Here is a 15,256-nt window from a genome sequence, read left to right on the forward strand (position 1 = left end):
TATCAGTTCCTCGTACGCATCTGAAACAGCGTCAGAAAGTGTCAGTACCTGAGATCAGTAACTGAGATCAGCAACTGGGATCGCCCGGCTCCGCAGGAGGCAGTCGCTCATGACCGAGCTCGTGGAACACGGACAGCTGTTCATCGGCGGGGAGTTGACGGACCCCCTGGGCCAGGACGTCATCGAGGTGGTCTCGCCGCACACGGAAGAGGTCATCGGGAGGGTGCCGCACGCCTCGGCGGCCGATGTGGACCGGGCGGTCGCGGCGGCGCGTACGGCGTTCGACGAGGGGCCCTGGCCTCGTATGACCCTTGACGAGCGGATCGAGGTCATCAGCAGGATCAAGGACGCGTTCGCCGTACGGCACGAGGAGATCGCCCGCGTCATCTCCTCCGAGAACGGCACTCCGTACACCTCCTCCGTGATGGTGCAGGCGCTCGCCTCGATGATGGTGTGGGACGCGGCGATCACCACCGCGCGCGGCTTCACGTACGAGGAGCAGCGCGACGGCGTGCTCGGGAAGATCCTGGTGCGGCGCGAACCCGTCGGTGTGGTCGCGGCCGTCGTGCCGTGGAACGTGCCGCAGTTCACGGCCGCCGCCAAACTCGCGCCCGCGCTGCTCGCGGGCTGCACCGCGATCCTGAAGGTGTCGCCCGAAACCCCGCTCGACGCCTATTTGTTGGCGGAGATCGCGGCCGAGGCCGGGCTGCCGGAGGGTGTGCTGTCGATCCTGCCCGCCGACCGTGAGGTGAGTGAGTACCTGGTCGGGCATCCGGGGGTCGACAAGGTGTCCTTCACCGGGTCGGTCGGCGCCGGAAAGCGGGTCATGGAGGTCTGCTCGCGCAACCTCACCCGCGTCACTCTCGAACTGGGCGGTAAGTCGGCCGCGGTGATCCTGCCGGACGCCGACGCCCAGACGGCGGTGGGCGGCATCGCGCCCTTCGCGTGGATGATCAACGGGCAGGCGTGCGTCGCCCAGACCCGCATCCTCGTGCCGCGCTCCCGCTACGACGAGTTCGCCGAGGCCTTCGCCGCCGTCGCGGGCGCGCTGAAGATCGGCGATCCGCTCGACCCGGCCACCGAACTCGGCCCGCTGGTCGCCCGGCGTCAGCAGCAGCGTTCCCTCGACTACATCCGCATCGGCCAGGAGGAGGGCGCCAAGATCCTCACCGGTGGCGGGCGTCCGGCCGGCTTCGACAAGGGCTGGTACGTCGAGCCGACGCTCTTCGGCGACGTCGACAATTCCATGCGGATCGCTCGCGAGGAGATCTTCGGGCCGGTCATCTGCCTCATCCCGTACGGCGACGAGAGCGAGGCTGTGAAGATCGCGAACGACTCGGAGTACGGGCTGAGCGGCAGCGTGTGGACCGCGGACGTCGAGCGCGGCATCGAGGTCGCGCGTCAGGTCCGTACAGGCACGTACTCCGTCAACACCTTCAGCCTCGACATGCTCGGCCCGTTCGGCGGCTACAAGAACTCCGGTCTTGGGCGGGAGTTCGGGCCCGAGGGGTACGGCGAGTACTTCGAGCACAAGATGATCCACCTGCCCAACGGCTACGAGGGTGAGGCCTAGAAGATGGGTGATCGCTGGCACATCGAGGTCGACCGCTCGGTCTGCATCGGCTCGTCCCAGTGCGTCAACCAGGCACCCCACGCCTTCCACCTCGACTCCGCCCGCCAGTCCCACCCCCTGGACCCGGACACGGACGCCAACGAGAAGGTCCTGGAGGCGGCGGAGGGCTGCCCGGTGGAGGCGATCATGATCAGCCTGGTGGGCTCGGGGGAGCCGGTGTTTCCGCCGGAGGAGTAGCAGTCCTGCGCCTCGGTGGGCTCCGCTCAGTCGGAGGGTGACGTCAGGTCGATCAGGCGGCACACCGTCTCGATGTCGATCTTGACCTGGGCGATGGAGGCGCGGCCCGAGAGCCAGGTGATGAGGGCCGAGTGCCAGGTGTGGCCGATCACGCGGACCGCGGAGAGCTGGTCGGGGGTGGGGTCGTCCAGGCCCATGGCGTCCAGGATGATCATGGTGGTCTGGCGGGAGACCTGGTCCACCTCCGGGCTGACGCTGCGGTCCGCGAACGTCAGGGCGCGGACCATGGCGTCGGCGAGGTGCGGCTCGCGCTGGAGGGCGCGGAAGGCGCGCATCAGGGTCTCGGCGACGCGTTCCGCCGCCGTGTCGCCGGCCGGGGGCTTCTTGCGGAGGGTGCCGTGCATGTGGGCGAGCTGGTCCTGCATCGTGGCGACCAGCAGGTGGATCTTCGACGGGAAGTAGCGGTAGAGAGTGCCCAAGGCGACCTGCGAGGACTCCGCGACCTCGCGCATCTGCACCGCGTCGAAACCGCCCCGGCTGGCCAGCTGCGCGCTCGCGTGCAGGATGCGCCGCCGCCGCGCCTCCTGCCGCTCGGTGAGCGGCGGCGAGTCCGACTGGACCGTTCGTACCGCCGAACTCGTCGTCGCTTGCGCGCTCTTCGGCTGCGCGGTCTTCGGTTGTGCGTTCTTCGGCAGCGCAGTCTTCGCCGGTGGGTTGGCTTCCGCTGGCATGTGTCCCGTTCCGTGACGTTCGTGCAGAGGGTCGGTGGGGGGTGGGGTGAGCGACAGCAGATTAGGGCCTCGTCGTGGCGTGAATCACCCCATCCACCGCTCACAGGAGGACTACCTGCCGGTAGATTCAGTGCTCCCTGAACGATCAACTCTGAAACTTGTTCTAGATTACCGTCCCGAAGTAATCTCGCGGGAAACTGCTGGAAGAAAGGGGCCCGGAGTGACCGCTGAGGCCAGGGAGGCGGGTCCCGAGGAGGGCTCGGCCGCCGACGGCGACCGACCGTTGCGCATCGCGCTCCTCACCTACAAAGGGAACCCGTTCTGCGGCGGCCAGGGCGTCTACGTACGGCACCTCTCGCGCGAGCTCGCCCGCCTCGGTCACCGGATCGAGGTCATCGGCGCCCAGCCGTACCCCGTACTCGACGCGGACGTACTCGACGCGGGTGAGGGCCCGGGCAGGCTCTCCCTCACCGAGCTGCCCAGCCTCGACCTGTACCGCCCCGAGGACCCCTTTCGCACCCCGAAGCCCGGCGAGTTCCGCGACTGGATCGACGCCCTCGAGGTCGGCACGATGTGGACCGGCGGCTTCCCCGAGCCGCTGACCTTCTCGCTGCGCGCCCGGCGCCATCTCCGCGCCCGCCGCGGCGAGTTCGACATCGTGCACGACAACCAGACACTTGGCTACGGCCTGTTGGGCGACATCGGCGCGCCGCTCGTCACGACGATCCACCACCCCATCACCGTGGACCGCCAGTTGGAGCTGGACGCGGCGAACGGCTGGCGCGAGCGGGCCTCCAAACGCCGCTGGTACGCCTTCACCCGCATGCAGAAGCGCGTCGCGCGCCGCCTCCCGTCCGTCCTCACCGTCTCCGGTACGTCACGCCAGGAGATCGTCGACCAGCTCGGCGTACGCGACGAACGTATCCACGTCGTGCACATCGGCGCCGACACCGACCTCTTCTCGCCGGATCCGTCCGTGCCGCAGGTGCCGGGGCGGATCGTCACGACCTCCAGTGCGGACGTGCCGCTGAAGGGACTCGTCTTCCTCGTCGAGGCGCTCGCGAAGGTGCGCACCGAGCACCCCGCCGCCCACCTCGTCGTCGTCGGCAGGCGTGCCGAGGACGGACCGGTCGCCCAGGCCATCGAGCGGTACGGGCTCGAAGGCGCCGTCGAGTTCGTGAAGGGGATCTCGGACGAGGAACTGGTCGACCTCGTACGGTCCGCCGAGGCCGCCTGCGTGCCCTCCCTGTACGAGGGCTTCTCGCTGCCCGCCGCGGAGGCGATGGCGACGGGCACGCCGCTCGTCGCCACCACCGGCGGAGCCATCCCGGAGGTCGCCGGACCTGACGGCAAGACCTGCCTGGCCGTCCCGCCGGGCGATCCCGGGGCGCTGGCCGCCTCCCTGAGCAGGCTCCTCTCGGATCCCTCGCTGCGTGCGCGGCTCGGAACCGCCGGGCGTGCGCGGGTCCTTGAGCGGTTCACCTGGGCGCGGGCGGCCGAGGGAACGGTGGCGCGGTACCGCGAGGCGATCGCCGACGCCGGGGCAGCCCCGCGGCCCGCCGCCGTAAGCGCTGTTGAAGCCGCAGCCGTCGAAGAAGCAGCCGCAGAAGTAGTCGTAACCGATCGCGAAAGCAGGGCCACGTGCTGACCGTCGACTTCTCCCGGTTCCCGCTCGCCCCGGGCGACCGCGTACTGGACCTCGGGTGCGGAGCCGGCCGGCACGCCTTCGAGTGCTACCGGCGCGGGGCGCACGTCGTGGCGCTGGACCAGAACGGCGAGGAGATCCGCGAGGTCGCCACATGGTTCGCCGCGATGAAGGAGGCGGGGGAGGCGCCGGAGGGCGCGAGCGCCGTCGCCATGGAGGGCAACGCGCTTCAACTCCCGTTCCCCGACGAGTCGTTCGACGTCGTGATCATCTCCGAGGTCATGGAGCACATACCCGATGACAAGGGCGTGCTCGCGGAGATGGTGCGCGTGCTGAAGCCGGGCGGGCGGATCGCCGTCACGGTCCCGCGTTACGGGCCCGAGAAGGTGTGCTGGGCGCTGTCCGACGCGTATCACGAGGTCGAGGGCGGACACATCCGCATCTACAAGGCCGACCAACTGCTCGGCAGAATGCGCGAGGCGGGGCTGAAGCCGTACGGCACGCATCACGCCCACGCGCTGCACTCGCCGTACTGGTGGCTGAAGTGCGCGTTCGGCGTCGACAACGACAAGGCGCTGCCGGTGCGGGCGTATCACAAGCTTCTGGTCTGGGACATCATGAAGAAGCCGCTGGCCACGCGGGTCGCCGAGCAGGCGCTGAACCCGCTGATGGGCAAGAGCTTCGTGGCGTACGCGACCAAGCCGCATCTGCCGGTCGAGGCCGCTTCGACCGACGCCTCGGTGGACGCTTCGTGACGACGCCCCGTACAGAACACCTCGTCCTGACCGGGGTGCTCACCGCGGAGCAGGCCGCCCAGACGGTGCGGGGCATGCTCGCCGTGCAGCGAGCGGACGGCGCCATACCGTGGTTCCGCGGGCACCACCTCGACCCGTGGGACCACACCGAGGCCGCGATGGCGCTGGACGCGGCGGGCGAGCACGAGGCCGCCGAGCGGGCGTACGACTGGCTGGCCCGGCATCAGAACGAGGACGGTTCCTGGTACGCGGCGTACGCCGACGGGGACGCCGCCGACGTCACCGACCGCGGCCGGGAGACCAACTTCTGCGCGTACGTCGCCGTCGGCGTCTGGCACCACTACCTGGCGACCGGCGACGACACCTTCCTGGACCGGATGTGGCCCACCGTCTACTCGGCCATGGAGTTCGTCCTGCGACTCCAGCTGCCGGGCGGGCAGATCAGCTGGCGGTGCGAGGACGACGGGAGCGGAGCCGACGATGCGCTGCTGACCGGGAGTTCGTCCGTCCACCACGCCCTGCGCTGCGCGCTCGCGATCGCCGAGGAGCGGGAAGAGGCGCAGCCGGACTGGGAGTTGGCGGTGGGGGCGCTGCGGCATGCGATACGGCGGCATCCCGAGCGGTTCCTCGACAAGAGCCGCTACTCCATGGACTGGTACTACCCCGTGCTGGGCGGAGCGCTCACCGGGGCCGAGGCGAAGGAACGCATCGAGCGGGACTGGGATCGCTTCGTGGTGCCGGAAGCCGGCGTACGGTGCGTCGTCCCCAACCCGTGGGTGACGGGCGGCGAGTCCGCCGAACTCGCCCTGGCGCTCTGGGTCGTGGGCGAGTCCGACCGGGCCCTGGAGATCCTCCAGTCCATCCAGCACCTGCGCGACCCGAAGACCGGCCTGTACTGGACGGGCTACGTCTTCGAGGACGGGGCGGTCTGGCCCGAGGAGCTGACGGCCTGGACGGCGGGCTCGCTGCTGCTCGCCGTGGCCGCACTGGGTGGGGACGAGGCGACGTGCGCGGTGTTCAGCGGGGAGCGGCTGCCGTGGGGGCTGGACGCCGACTGTTGCTCGTAACGCCTCAGTGATGGCGGTACATGCGGTTGGCGATCACGTGACCCACGAAGAGGTACACGATGGCGGCCAGCCCGTACCCGGCGACGACCCGGGCCCAGTCCTCGTCGAAGGTGAACAGGTCGTAGGACCAGCCGGCGAGCCAGCGGGCCGCATCCTGGATGAACTGCACGAAGTCGTTCGCTCGGTTCGCGTCCAGTAGGTACATCAGGATCCACAGGCCGAGGATCGCCGCCATGATGTCGGCGACGATCGCGATGGCTCTGCCTGCCTGGTTGCTGCGAGATCGAGAGGGCATGCTCATCGATTGCCCCTTGAATTCTGAATGAAACCGCCCAGGGGTTCGATTCGCCTTACGTCGAGGCCTCGTTGAGCTCCGCCAGGACTTGGAGGGTGTGACGGTCGGGGGACAGGACCAGCAGGTCGGTCACCGGGCCCTTGCGCCACAACTCCAGGCGTTCCGCGATCCGTTCGCGGGGACCGACCAGGGAGATCTCGTCCGCGAAGGCGTCCGGTACGGCGAGGACCGCCTCCTCCCGGCGGCCCTCCAGGAACAGGCGCTGGATCCGCCGCGCCTCCTCCTCATATCCCATACGCGCCATCAGGTCGGCGTGGAAGTTGTGCTTTGCGTGGCCCATGCCGCCGATGTAGAAGCCGAGCATCGTCTTTACGGGGAGCAGGCCTTCCGACACGTCGTCGCAGACTCTGGCCTGGGCCATGGGGGCGATCAGGAAGTCGTCGCGTACGTCCGTCAGGGACGCCTCGTACACGTCGGGGCGCAGGGGAGACCAGTACAACGGGAGCCAGCCGTCCGCGATCCGAGTCGTCTGCGCGATGTTCTTCGGGCCCTCCGCGCCCAGGAGGATGGGGAGTTCGGGGCGCAGGGGGTGGGTGATGGGCTTGAGGGGTTTGCCCAGGCCTGTGGCGTCCGGGCCTTGGTACGGGTGGGTGTGAAAGCGGCCGTTCAGCTCAACGGGGGCCTCGCGGCTCAGGACTTGGCGTACGACATCGACGTACTCCCGCGTCGCTGTGAGCGGTGACTTCGGGAACGGGCGGCCGTACCAGCCCTCCACGACCTGCGGGCCCGAAAGGCCGAGGCCGAGCATCATGCGGCCGCCCGAGAGGTGGTCGAGGGTGAGCGCGTGCATGGCGGTCGTCGTGGGGGAGCGGGCGGCCATCTGCGCCACGGCCGTGCCCAGTTTGATACGGGACGTGTGCGCCGCGAGCCAGGTCAGCGGGGTGAAGACGTCGGAGCCCCAGGACTCGGCGGTCCACACGGAGTCGTAGCCGAGGCGTTCCGCCTCCTGCGCCAGCGGGACGTGGTCCGGGTTGGGGCCGCGTCCCCAGTAGCCGAGTGCGAGGCCGAGTCGCATGTCTGCCCCTTTCTGACGGAGCGTCAGCCAAGACGGTGACTGTACGACAACGGCCCCCCGCTCGGAAGAGCGAAGGGCCGTAAGCCGTGAGTCGTGCGCGGGAGCGGGCGGGTCAGCCGCGCTGGATTCCGCTGGTGTCCTGCAGTACGCCTCGACGGCCGTCCTGTGTCTGGGCCACCAGGCCGGGGCCGCGCTGCTCGACGGCCAAGTACCAGGTACCGGGCGCCAGTTCGGCGATCGGCGTCGGCGAGCCGTCCTCCCCGTACAGCGGACGCGGCTGCGGCACCGCGAACCAGAACGGCGAGAAGTCCGCGGCGGGCGGTTGCTGGTGCTGTGCCTGCGGGGCCTGGGCCTGCTGCGGCTGGGGAGCCTGTGCCTGCTGCGGATGGGGCTGCTGCTGACCGGGCTGCGGGCCCTGCGCGCCGAACGGCTGCCCCTGCTGCGGCTGACCGGGCTGACCGCCGAACGGCTGGCCCGGCTGCTGCTGGGCGCCCGGGTAGCCGTAACCGCCCTGCGGCTGGGCGCCGTAGGGCTGGGGGGCGGCAGGCTTGGGGGCGGGGAGGAGGGGGCCCTTCAGCGCGGGCACCAGCGGAGCTGCGATCGCGGCGGCGGCGAGGATGAGGGCGGCGACCAGGCTGAGGATGAGGCCGGTTCCGGCGCTGATGGTGCTGAGCCCACCGTTATTGTCGAAGCCGCCGGCCGGGTCGAAGACGTTCCCGAGCGCACTCCATGCGGCGAACACCGTGAAGGCGATGCCGAACTGGCCGAGGTCGAGACCGGCGACTTTCGGCACCTGCGGCAGGCCATGGGCGACGACGATCAGCGCGGCGCCGATGATGCCGGCCAGGGTGACGCTCATGAGGAGCGGGCCACTGCCCCAGGCGCTCGGGATGTCGGCGCCTTCGCCGGCCCCTTCGACGGAGTAGATCTCGAGGAACGACGCGATGAACAGCAACACCGCTGCTCCGATCACCACGCCGTCGCCTCGAGTGAGAGAGCGGATATTCACTTCGTGTCCTTCATCAGTCGTCGTCTCGTCTCCGGTGGAGGCGTCGCTGTCACCATGTCGCCGTATGGCCGCGGTGTGAAGCGCGGGAGTGGCCCCTCATCGTAGGGACGACACTATCGTCCGACCGCGAGGGGTGGGTGTCCGGATCCGTTCGCAGATCATTACCCCCGCAGGAAACTCACGATTCCCGCAGAGATCCCACGCGCCGCCTTCTGCCTCCACGTGCCGCTGGTCAGCAGTGCCGCGTCCTTGCTGTCGCGCATGTTGCCGCACTCGAGGAACACCTTGGGAACCGTTGACAGATTGAGACCGCCGAGATCCGTGCGTACGTCGAGGCCGGTGCCGTCGCCGATGTAGTTCGAGGGTGCGCTGCCGGTGGCGCTGACGAAGTTGCCGGCGATGCGCTCGCCGAGTTCGCGGGACGGGGCGACGATCGGGCGGGTGTCGGCTTCGCCCTCGTTCACGGCGCCCGGCAGGATCACGTGGAAGCCGCGGTTTCCGGCGCCCGAGCCGTCCGCGTGGATGGAGACCACGGCGTCCGCCTTCGCCTTGTTGCCGATGCGGGCGCGCTCGTCGACGCACGGGCCCCAGGGGCGGTCGCCGTCCTGCGTGAACTTGACTGTGGCGCCCTGCTTTTCGAGCAGTGTGCGGATGCGGTGGGAGAGGTCGAGGGTGAAGCGGGCTTCCGTATAGCCGTCGTTGGTGGACGTACCCGTCGTGTCGCATTCCTTGGAGTTCGTACCGATGTCGACTTGGCGGTTGATCTCGGCGGTGTGGCGGAAGTTGCCCGGGTTGTGACCCGGGTCGATCACGACGACCTTGCCCTTGAGAGGGCCGGAAGCGGCGGGGCGTGAGGTCGAGGAGTTGGAGGGGGAGGGGGACTTGCCGGGCTCCTTGGCGTCGGCGTCGTCCGTCCCGGTGGTGGGTGAGGAGGACGTGTCCGATGCGGACGTATCCGGCGACGGCGACGACTGCGCCACCGATCCGTCCGAGCCGCCCCCGCCCGAGTCCCCCACCGCCTGCCACACCAGCCACCCCACCAACGCGCCCGGTACGAGCGCGGCAACAGCGATGGTCAGGGGTCCGCGCCGGGAACGGCGCGGCGGGCGGGGAGGATCGAAGTCCGGACCTACATACGACACGGCAGCCACCTTACGGGGCTGCCGCCGGGCGCCGTCAGATCCCCGTGCTCGTCCGCCGGAGGACCCGCAGCGAGTCGGTGGCCGAGACCTCGGTGAATGCGCCGGAGGCGAGGGCGCGGAGGTACACGCGGTACGGGGCCTGGCCGGTGAACTCGTCCTCCGGGTCGGGGAAGACGTCGTGGATCAGGAGGAGGCCGCCCTCGGCGAGGTGCGGGGCCCAGCCCTCGTAGTCAGCGGTCGCGTGTTCGTCGGTGTGGCCGCCGTCGATGAAGACGAGGCCGAGGGGTGTTCGCCAGAAGGCCGCGATCTGGGGTGAGCGGCCGACCATCGCGACCACGTGGTCCTCCAGGCCGGCCTTGTGGAGGGTGCGGCGGAAGGTGGGGAGCGTGTCCATCCGGCCGAGTTCCGGGTCGACCGTCTCCGGGTCGTGGTACTCCCAGCCGGGCTGCTGCTCCTCGCTGCCGCGGTGGTGGTCGATGGTGATCGCGGTGACGCCGGTCTCGCGGGCGGCGGCTGCGAGCAGGATGGTGGAGCGTCCGCAGTACGTGCCGACTTCCAGGAGGGGGAGGCCGAGTGTGCCCGCTTCTGCTGCGGCGGCGTACAGAGCGAGGCCCTCGCGGGTGGGCATGAAGCCCTTGGCCCGCTCGAAGGCGGCGAGGGTCTCGGGCTTGGGGGCCGCGGGCATGAGGATCCTCCTGATTGTGCGTGGGCGGCGGCCAGCCGGGGAGGGGGAGGCTGTTTCTGGAAAATGTGACAGGTGACCCCCGAAGTGTCACATTCGCGGTGGACACATGTCGCCCCGTGCCCGGGCGGCCCGCGCAGAGGGCGGGGCGTCCCTTCAGGGGCGAGCGGCTGTATCCATGGTCGGATCCGCCGCGCGGGCGTGCTCGGCCACAGCCGGCTCGTGGCTTTCGTGCGGCCCTTTCCCGCGGAGCGGTTGGTGCTCAGCTACAGCCGACCCGCGGCTTTTCAACCGCCCTTCCCGCGGAGCGCGTGGCAGCAGCAGTGCGAACAGCAGCCCCACCGCCACAGCCCCGGCTGCGATCAAGAACGACACCCTGAACCCGTGCATCGTGGGAACCGCGACCCCGTTCACCTGGTTCGCCGTGTTCGCCAGCACCATTCCGATCACGGCACTCGACACCGACGTACCGATCGAGCGCATCAACGTGTTGAGGCCGTTCGCCGCTCCCGTCTCGGACGGGTCGACGGCGCCGATGATCAGTGCGGGCAGCGAGGAGTACGCGAGGCCGATGCCCGCGCCCAGGACCACCGCGATGACCACCGTCTGCCAGGCCGCGCTCATCAGGCCGAGGCCGGCGCCGTAGCCGACCGCGATGATCAGCATGCCGATCATGAGCGTGGTCCTAGGGCCGTACTTGGCGGACAGGCGCCCGTACACCGGAGCCGTGAACATCATCGTCAGGCCGAGCGGTGCCACGCACAGGCCGGCTACGACCATCGACTGGCCGAGGCCGTAGCCGGTCGTCGTGGGTAGCTGGAGCAGTTGGGGGAGGACCAGGGATACGGCGTAGAAGGCTACGCCGACCATGATCGAGGCGAGGTTGGTGAAGAGCACGGGGCGGCGGGCTGTGGTGCGCAGGTCCACGAGGGGGGCCTGGACGCGGAGTTCCATCACGCCCCACAGGAAGAGGACGACCGCCGCCGCTGCGAACAGTCCGAGCGTCGTGCCCGAACTCCAGCCCCAGTCGCTGCCCTTCGTGATCGGCAGGAGGAAGAGGACCAGGCCCGCGGAGAGGCCGAGTGCGCCCAGTACGTCGAAGGTGCCCTTTGCGCGCAGCGGGGACTCCGGTACGAAGGCGAGGGTGAGGAGGATGGAGAGGGTGCCGAGGGCCGCCGAGCCGAAGAACAGCGCGTGCCAGTCGGCGTTCTGTGCGACCAGGGCGGCCAGGGGCAGTGCCAGTCCGCCGCCTACGCCGATCGACGAGCTCATCAGGGCCATCGCCGAGCCGAGCTTCTCGCGCGGGAGCGCGTCGCGCATCAGGCCGATGCCGAGCGGGATGGCGCCCATCGCGAAGCCCTGGAGGGCGCGGCCGATGATCATCACCAGCAGTTCGCTGGTTGAAGCGGCGATCAGCGAACCCGCCACCATCACGGCCAGGCTCGTCAGCAGCATCCGCCGCTTGCCGTAGAGGTCGCCCAGGCGGCCCATGATCGGGGTGGCCACGGCGCCGGCGAGCAGGGTCGAGGTCATGACCCAGGTGGCGTTGCCGGGCGAGGTGTTCAGCAGCTCCGGCAGGTCCTTGATGAGCGGCACGAGCAGGGTCTGCATCACCGCGACAACGATGCCCGCGAAGGCCAGTACCGGGACGATTCCGGCGCCGGTGCCGGCGCCTGCCCCGATCGGCCTCCGTGTGGGGCCTTGGTCCGTCGTTGTCTGGGTCTCGGGCATCGGGTTGGGCCTCCGGGGACGTGAGTGCGGTACGTGCATGGTGAACCCCGTGCGCCAAGGCAACTATTCCGTTGCTTCGGGTCCCTAACGAATTCTTGACCATCTGACCCGGCGTCAGTATCCGGGCAGTGTCTGACCTTCCATCGGATTGGAACGTGTTCTACTCTTTCGCCGACCTTGGGGAGGCGAGGCCTGTATGGGCATCGGGATCACGCGTGAACAGCGGGAGTTGGCCGAAGCCGTGCGCGGGTGGATCGCGCGTGCGGTGCCGCCCGAAGAAGTGCGCAAACTCCTCGATTCGCCCGGCGAGGGCAGACCTCCGTACTGGGACGGGCTCGCCGCGCAGGGGCTGCTCGGTGTGCATCTGCCCGAGGCGTACGGCGGTGGAGGCGGCGATCTCCTCGATCTGGCCGTCGTGGTGGAGGAGGCCGCGCGGGCCGCGCTGCCGGGGCCGTACGTCCCGAGCCTGATCGCTTCGCTCGTGCTCGTCCGCGCGGGCGCGGACGAGTTGGTGCGGGCGCTGGCCTCGGGGGAGCGGGTGGCGGCTGTCGCGTTCGGGGCGGGGTCGCTGACCGCTGTCTCGTGTGAGGGGGGCGGGTATCTCCTCGACGGGACCGCCCCGCCCGTGCTGTCCGGGGCCGACGCCGACCTGCTGATCCTGACCGCCTCGGACAGCGCAAGCGGTCCGGTGTGGTTGGCCGTCGATGCCGCCGACCTGGTCGTACGGGCGCACGAGAGCGCCGACCCTACGCGCGCGACCGCCGAGGTCCGGGCGGACGGGGTGCGCGTCCCCGCCGAGCGCGTGCTCCCCGTCGAGGCCGTCGACTCCGCGCTGGTGCGAGACCTGGCCGCCGTCGTTCTCGCCGCGGACGCCTGCGGCACCGCCGCCTGGGCGTTGCACACCGCCTCCGAATACGCCAAGGTCCGTGAGCAGTTCGGGCAGCCCATCGGGCGTTTCCAGGGCGTGAAGCATCTGTGCGCCGACATGCTGGTACGGGTCGAACGGGCCCGGGCGCTCACCTGGGACGCGGCACGGGCGGTTCAAGAACCGGACGACGTACGGGAGTTGGTGGTTGCCCTTGCCGCCGCCGATGCCCTGGACGCCGCGTACTCCTGCGCCAAGGACTGCATCCAGGTCCTCGGCGGGATCGGGTTCACCTGGGAGCACGACGCCCATCTGTATCTGCGGCGGGCGGTGGTGGCGCGGCAGCTGTTCGGCACCGGTGACGCACACCGGCTGCGTGCCGTGCGGCTCGCGGAGGGCGGCGTACGGAGGGAGTTGCGGCTGGATCTGCCGGAGGAGGCAGCGGCCTACCGTGCTCAGGCCCGGGCGGTCGTCGAGCGCGTGCGAGGGCTCGAACCGGCCGCCGTACGAAGGGAGTTGGCGCCCACCGGATATGCCGCCCCGCATCTGCCCGCCCCGTACGGACTCGGCGCCGGGCCCGTCCAACAGCTCGCCACACAGGAGGAGTTGGCAGCGGCGGGCGTACGGCTGAGTGATCTGGGGATCGCCACCTGGGTCGTACCGTCACTCATCGCGTACGGGACGCGGGAGCAGCAGGAGCGGTATCTGCTGCCGACGCTGTGCGGGGACGTGCTGTGGTGCCAGCTGTTCTCGGAACCCGGCGCCGGGTCCGACCTCGCCTCGCTGCGGACGCGCGCCGAGCGGATGGAGGACGGGTGTTGGCGGGTCAACGGGCAGAAGGTGTGGACGAGTTCGGCCCGCTGGGCGGACTACGGGATCCTCCTCGCCCGTACGAACCCGGAAGCGCCCAAGCACAAGGGGCTCACGTACTTCGTCGTCGACATGAAGAACACGGAGGGTATCGATGTCCGCCCGCTGAAGGAGATCACCGGCGAATCCCTCTTCAACGAGGTCTACTTCGACGATGCCCTGCTTCCCGCGGACGCGGTGGTCGGTTCCGTCGACGACGGCTGGAAGGTCGCCCGCAACACCCTCGGCAACGAACGCGTCCACATGGCCGACCAGTTGACCTTCGGCACCGGTATCGAGGCGCTCCTGGCCAGGGACTTGGACGATGCCGTACGGCTCCGGCTCAGCGCCCTGATCACGGAGGCGCACACGCTGGCCTGTATAGGCCTCCGTACGACCATGCAGCAGGTGTCGGGCCTCGAGCCGGGCGCGGGAGCTTCCGTACGCAAGCTCATGCAGACGGTGCACCAGCAGAAGGTCGCCGAACTCGCCCTCGAACTCCTCGGCCCGGAGGGCGCGTTGTGCGAGGGACCGGGGGAGCGGGCCGTACACAGCTTCCTGCTCTCCCGGTGCCTCACCATCGCCGGCGGCACGACACAGGTACAGCTGAACGTGGTCGCTGAGCGGATTCTCGGACTGCCGCGGGACTGACGTTTCTCCGTTGTACGGACTCGCCGCGCCCGATGTTTTCCGTAATGGAAAGTCGCGTCTTGCCGTGCTGGAAACACACGGCTAGTCTTTCCGTTATGGAAACCAACGGAGGCGTCGTCCGCCCGACCCCGGAGCAGGCCCGCGCCGCGCTCGCCGACACCGAGCAGGTCCGGGCGTCCGCCGCCGCTCTGTCCGCCACCCCGTGGCCGCGTTGGTTCGTCACCGCACACGCGCTGTACATCGCTGCCTTCCCGCCGGTCTACGGGGGCATGGTGGCAAGCCCCGAGTGGCTGCTGCCCAATCTGGCCTGGGGCGTCCTCATGGCGGTGATGACCGCGGCTTTCTTCGTGCTGTTCGGGGTCGCCGCCGCGAACTGGCGCAAGGCGACCGGCGTGGCGCTGCGCCTGGACGTATTGCCCAAGCGTGCCGTCGTGCCGCTCATGATCGGGCTGCCCGCGCTGTTGGTGGGCTCGCCCCTCGTCTTCCGCCTCACCGGTGAGCCGCTGTGGCTGTTCGCCGCTTCCGTCGTCGGCGTCGCGGTGTCGATCGGCTTCCACCTCGCCTTCGTACGCCTGCACCGGAAAGCCTCGTGAACAACGCCGTCACCGACCCCATGGACGGTTTCGACACCACCATCCATGCCCCCAACCGGCTGCGCATCTGCGCCCTGCTCGACACCGCCGGCGAGGCCGAGTTCGCTGTGGTCCAGCGGCAGCTCGACGTCTCCGCCTCGGTGCTGAGCAAGCACGTCACCGTGCTGATGGAGGCCGGCTATGTCGAACAGCGCAAGGCCGTCCGTGACACCCGCCAACGCGTATGGCTACGCCTGACCCGCCAGGGACGCGATGCCTATCAGGCCCATCTCGCCGCCCTGCGCGCCATCGTCGGGCCGTAGGGCTTCTGCCGCGTCTGCGCACGGTCGTCGTACAGTCCGGAGCCGGTGGGGTGA

Annotated in this window: 15 protein-coding genes; 8 read left to right on the forward strand and 7 right to left on the reverse strand. The window is 69.7% G+C overall.

The genetic code is table 11. From position 1 onward, the window contains the following. The first annotated feature begins 109 nt into the window (after positions 1–109). Positions 110–1,573: an aldehyde dehydrogenase gene (locus IEZ21_RS06895; protein ID WP_189320990.1), complete on the forward strand. Its 1,464-nt coding sequence runs from the start codon at positions 110–112 to the stop codon at positions 1,571–1,573. A 3-nt stretch (positions 1,574–1,576) separates the two neighbouring features. Next, the gene (locus IEZ21_RS06900; RefSeq protein WP_033324547.1) at positions 1,577–1,810 is read left to right on the forward strand and encodes a ferredoxin; all 234 of its coding nucleotides are present in this window, start codon (positions 1,577–1,579) and stop codon (positions 1,808–1,810) included. A 26-nt stretch (positions 1,811–1,836) separates the two neighbouring features. Here the strand turns inward: IEZ21_RS06900 and IEZ21_RS06905 are convergent, their stop codons facing one another. Continuing rightward, on the reverse strand, positions 1,837–2,541 hold the full coding sequence (locus tag IEZ21_RS06905; protein ID WP_189320991.1) for a TetR family transcriptional regulator: 705 nt from the start codon (positions 2,539–2,541) through the stop codon (positions 1,837–1,839). A gap of 220 nt (positions 2,542–2,761) precedes the next feature. On the opposite strand from IEZ21_RS06905, the gene IEZ21_RS06910 reads away from it, so the two are divergent. The 3 genes from IEZ21_RS06910 to IEZ21_RS06920 are packed head-to-tail and all read left to right on the forward strand — an operon-like array spanning position 2,762 to position 6,008. Beyond that, positions 2,762–4,189 (forward strand): glycosyltransferase family 4 protein, encoded by a 1,428-nt coding sequence (locus IEZ21_RS06910; protein ID WP_189320992.1) that lies wholly within the window; start codon positions 2,762–2,764, stop codon positions 4,187–4,189. Beyond that, a complete protein-coding gene (locus IEZ21_RS06915; protein WP_189320993.1) occupies positions 4,183–4,941 on the forward strand; it encodes a class I SAM-dependent methyltransferase in 759 nt (252 codons plus the stop codon). Before IEZ21_RS06910 ends, IEZ21_RS06915 begins: the two co-directional genes overlap by 7 nt. Continuing rightward, positions 4,938–6,008, forward strand: coding sequence for a prenyltransferase/squalene oxidase repeat-containing protein (locus IEZ21_RS06920; RefSeq protein WP_189320994.1), 1,071 nt, complete (start codon positions 4,938–4,940; stop codon positions 6,006–6,008). The genes IEZ21_RS06915 and IEZ21_RS06920 overlap by 4 nt, the downstream gene beginning before the upstream one ends. A 4-nt stretch (positions 6,009–6,012) precedes the next feature. Here the strand turns inward: IEZ21_RS06920 and IEZ21_RS06925 are convergent, their stop codons facing one another. The 6 genes from IEZ21_RS06925 to IEZ21_RS06950 form a co-directional block, all read right to left on the reverse strand. Then, positions 6,013–6,309, reverse strand: a complete 297-nt coding sequence (locus IEZ21_RS06925; RefSeq protein WP_189320995.1) for a hypothetical protein — start codon at positions 6,307–6,309, stop codon at positions 6,013–6,015. 49 nt (positions 6,310–6,358) lie between these two features. Beyond that, on the reverse strand, positions 6,359–7,378 hold the full coding sequence (locus tag IEZ21_RS06930) for an LLM class F420-dependent oxidoreductase (protein ID WP_189320996.1): 1,020 nt from the start codon (positions 7,376–7,378) through the stop codon (positions 6,359–6,361). Positions 7,379–7,490: 112 nt separating this feature from the next. Beyond that, positions 7,491–8,387, reverse strand: a complete 897-nt coding sequence (locus tag IEZ21_RS06935) for a DUF5336 domain-containing protein (RefSeq protein WP_189320997.1) — start codon at positions 8,385–8,387, stop codon at positions 7,491–7,493. 161 nt (positions 8,388–8,548) lie between these two features. Continuing rightward, positions 8,549–9,529 carry an N-acetylmuramoyl-L-alanine amidase gene (locus tag IEZ21_RS06940; protein ID WP_189320998.1) on the reverse strand — a complete coding sequence of 327 codons (981 nt, stop codon included), beginning with the start codon at positions 9,527–9,529 and terminating at the stop codon, positions 8,549–8,551. 34 nt (positions 9,530–9,563) lie between these two features. Further along, positions 9,564–10,214, reverse strand: coding sequence for a class I SAM-dependent methyltransferase (locus tag IEZ21_RS06945; RefSeq protein ID WP_189320999.1), 651 nt, complete (start codon positions 10,212–10,214; stop codon positions 9,564–9,566). A gap of 153 nt (positions 10,215–10,367) precedes the next feature. Beyond that, positions 10,368–11,942 (reverse strand): MFS transporter, encoded by a 1,575-nt coding sequence (locus IEZ21_RS06950; protein ID WP_189321000.1) that lies wholly within the window; start codon positions 11,940–11,942, stop codon positions 10,368–10,370. A gap of 196 nt (positions 11,943–12,138) precedes the next feature. On the opposite strand from IEZ21_RS06950, the gene IEZ21_RS06955 reads away from it, so the two are divergent. The 3 genes from IEZ21_RS06955 to IEZ21_RS06965 all read left to right on the forward strand — a co-directional run bounded on the left by IEZ21_RS06955 (position 12,139) and on the right by IEZ21_RS06965 (position 15,202). Then, positions 12,139–14,307, forward strand: coding sequence for an acyl-CoA dehydrogenase family protein (locus IEZ21_RS06955; protein ID WP_189321001.1), 2,169 nt, complete (start codon positions 12,139–12,141; stop codon positions 14,305–14,307). Positions 14,308–14,402: 95 nt separating this feature from the next. Beyond that, complete coding sequence (locus IEZ21_RS06960; protein ID WP_189321002.1) at positions 14,403–14,900, forward strand: hypothetical protein; 498 nt, start codon at positions 14,403–14,405, stop codon at positions 14,898–14,900. After that, entirely contained in the window at positions 14,897–15,202 is a 306-nt protein-coding gene (locus tag IEZ21_RS06965) for a transcriptional regulator (RefSeq protein ID WP_373302184.1), read from the forward strand. Before IEZ21_RS06960 ends, IEZ21_RS06965 begins: the two co-directional genes overlap by 4 nt. The last annotated feature ends 54 nt before the right edge of the window (positions 15,203–15,256 follow it).

Origin of the sequence: Streptomyces flaveus (assembly GCF_014647675.1) — a bacterium.
GTDB lineage: Bacteria > Actinomycetota > Actinomycetes > Streptomycetales > Streptomycetaceae > Streptomyces > Streptomyces flaveus.

What these genes read in the sequence shown, in the direction of transcription:
- IEZ21_RS06905 (WP_189320991.1), bottom strand. Translation starts at nt 2,541, where the DNA reads ATGCCAGCGGAAGCCAACCCACCGGCGAAGACTGCGCTGCCGAAGAAC.
- IEZ21_RS06955 (WP_189321001.1), top strand. Translation starts at nt 12,139, where the DNA reads ATGGGCATCGGGATCACGCGTGAACAGCGGGAGTTGGCCGAAGCCGTG.
- IEZ21_RS06945 (WP_189320999.1), bottom strand. Translation starts at nt 10,214, where the DNA reads ATGCCCGCGGCCCCCAAGCCCGAGACCCTCGCCGCCTTCGAGCGGGCC.
- IEZ21_RS06960 (WP_189321002.1), top strand. Translation starts at nt 14,403, where the DNA reads ATGGAAACCAACGGAGGCGTCGTCCGCCCGACCCCGGAGCAGGCCCGC.
- IEZ21_RS06900 (WP_033324547.1), top strand. Translation starts at nt 1,577, where the DNA reads ATGGGTGATCGCTGGCACATCGAGGTCGACCGCTCGGTCTGCATCGGC.
- IEZ21_RS06950 (WP_189321000.1), bottom strand. Translation starts at nt 11,942, where the DNA reads ATGCCCGAGACCCAGACAACGACGGACCAAGGCCCCACACGGAGGCCG.
- IEZ21_RS06925 (WP_189320995.1), bottom strand. Translation starts at nt 6,309, where the DNA reads ATGAGCATGCCCTCTCGATCTCGCAGCAACCAGGCAGGCAGAGCCATC.
- IEZ21_RS06895 (WP_189320990.1), top strand. Translation starts at nt 110, where the DNA reads ATGACCGAGCTCGTGGAACACGGACAGCTGTTCATCGGCGGGGAGTTG.
- IEZ21_RS06930 (WP_189320996.1), bottom strand. Translation starts at nt 7,378, where the DNA reads ATGCGACTCGGCCTCGCACTCGGCTACTGGGGACGCGGCCCCAACCCG.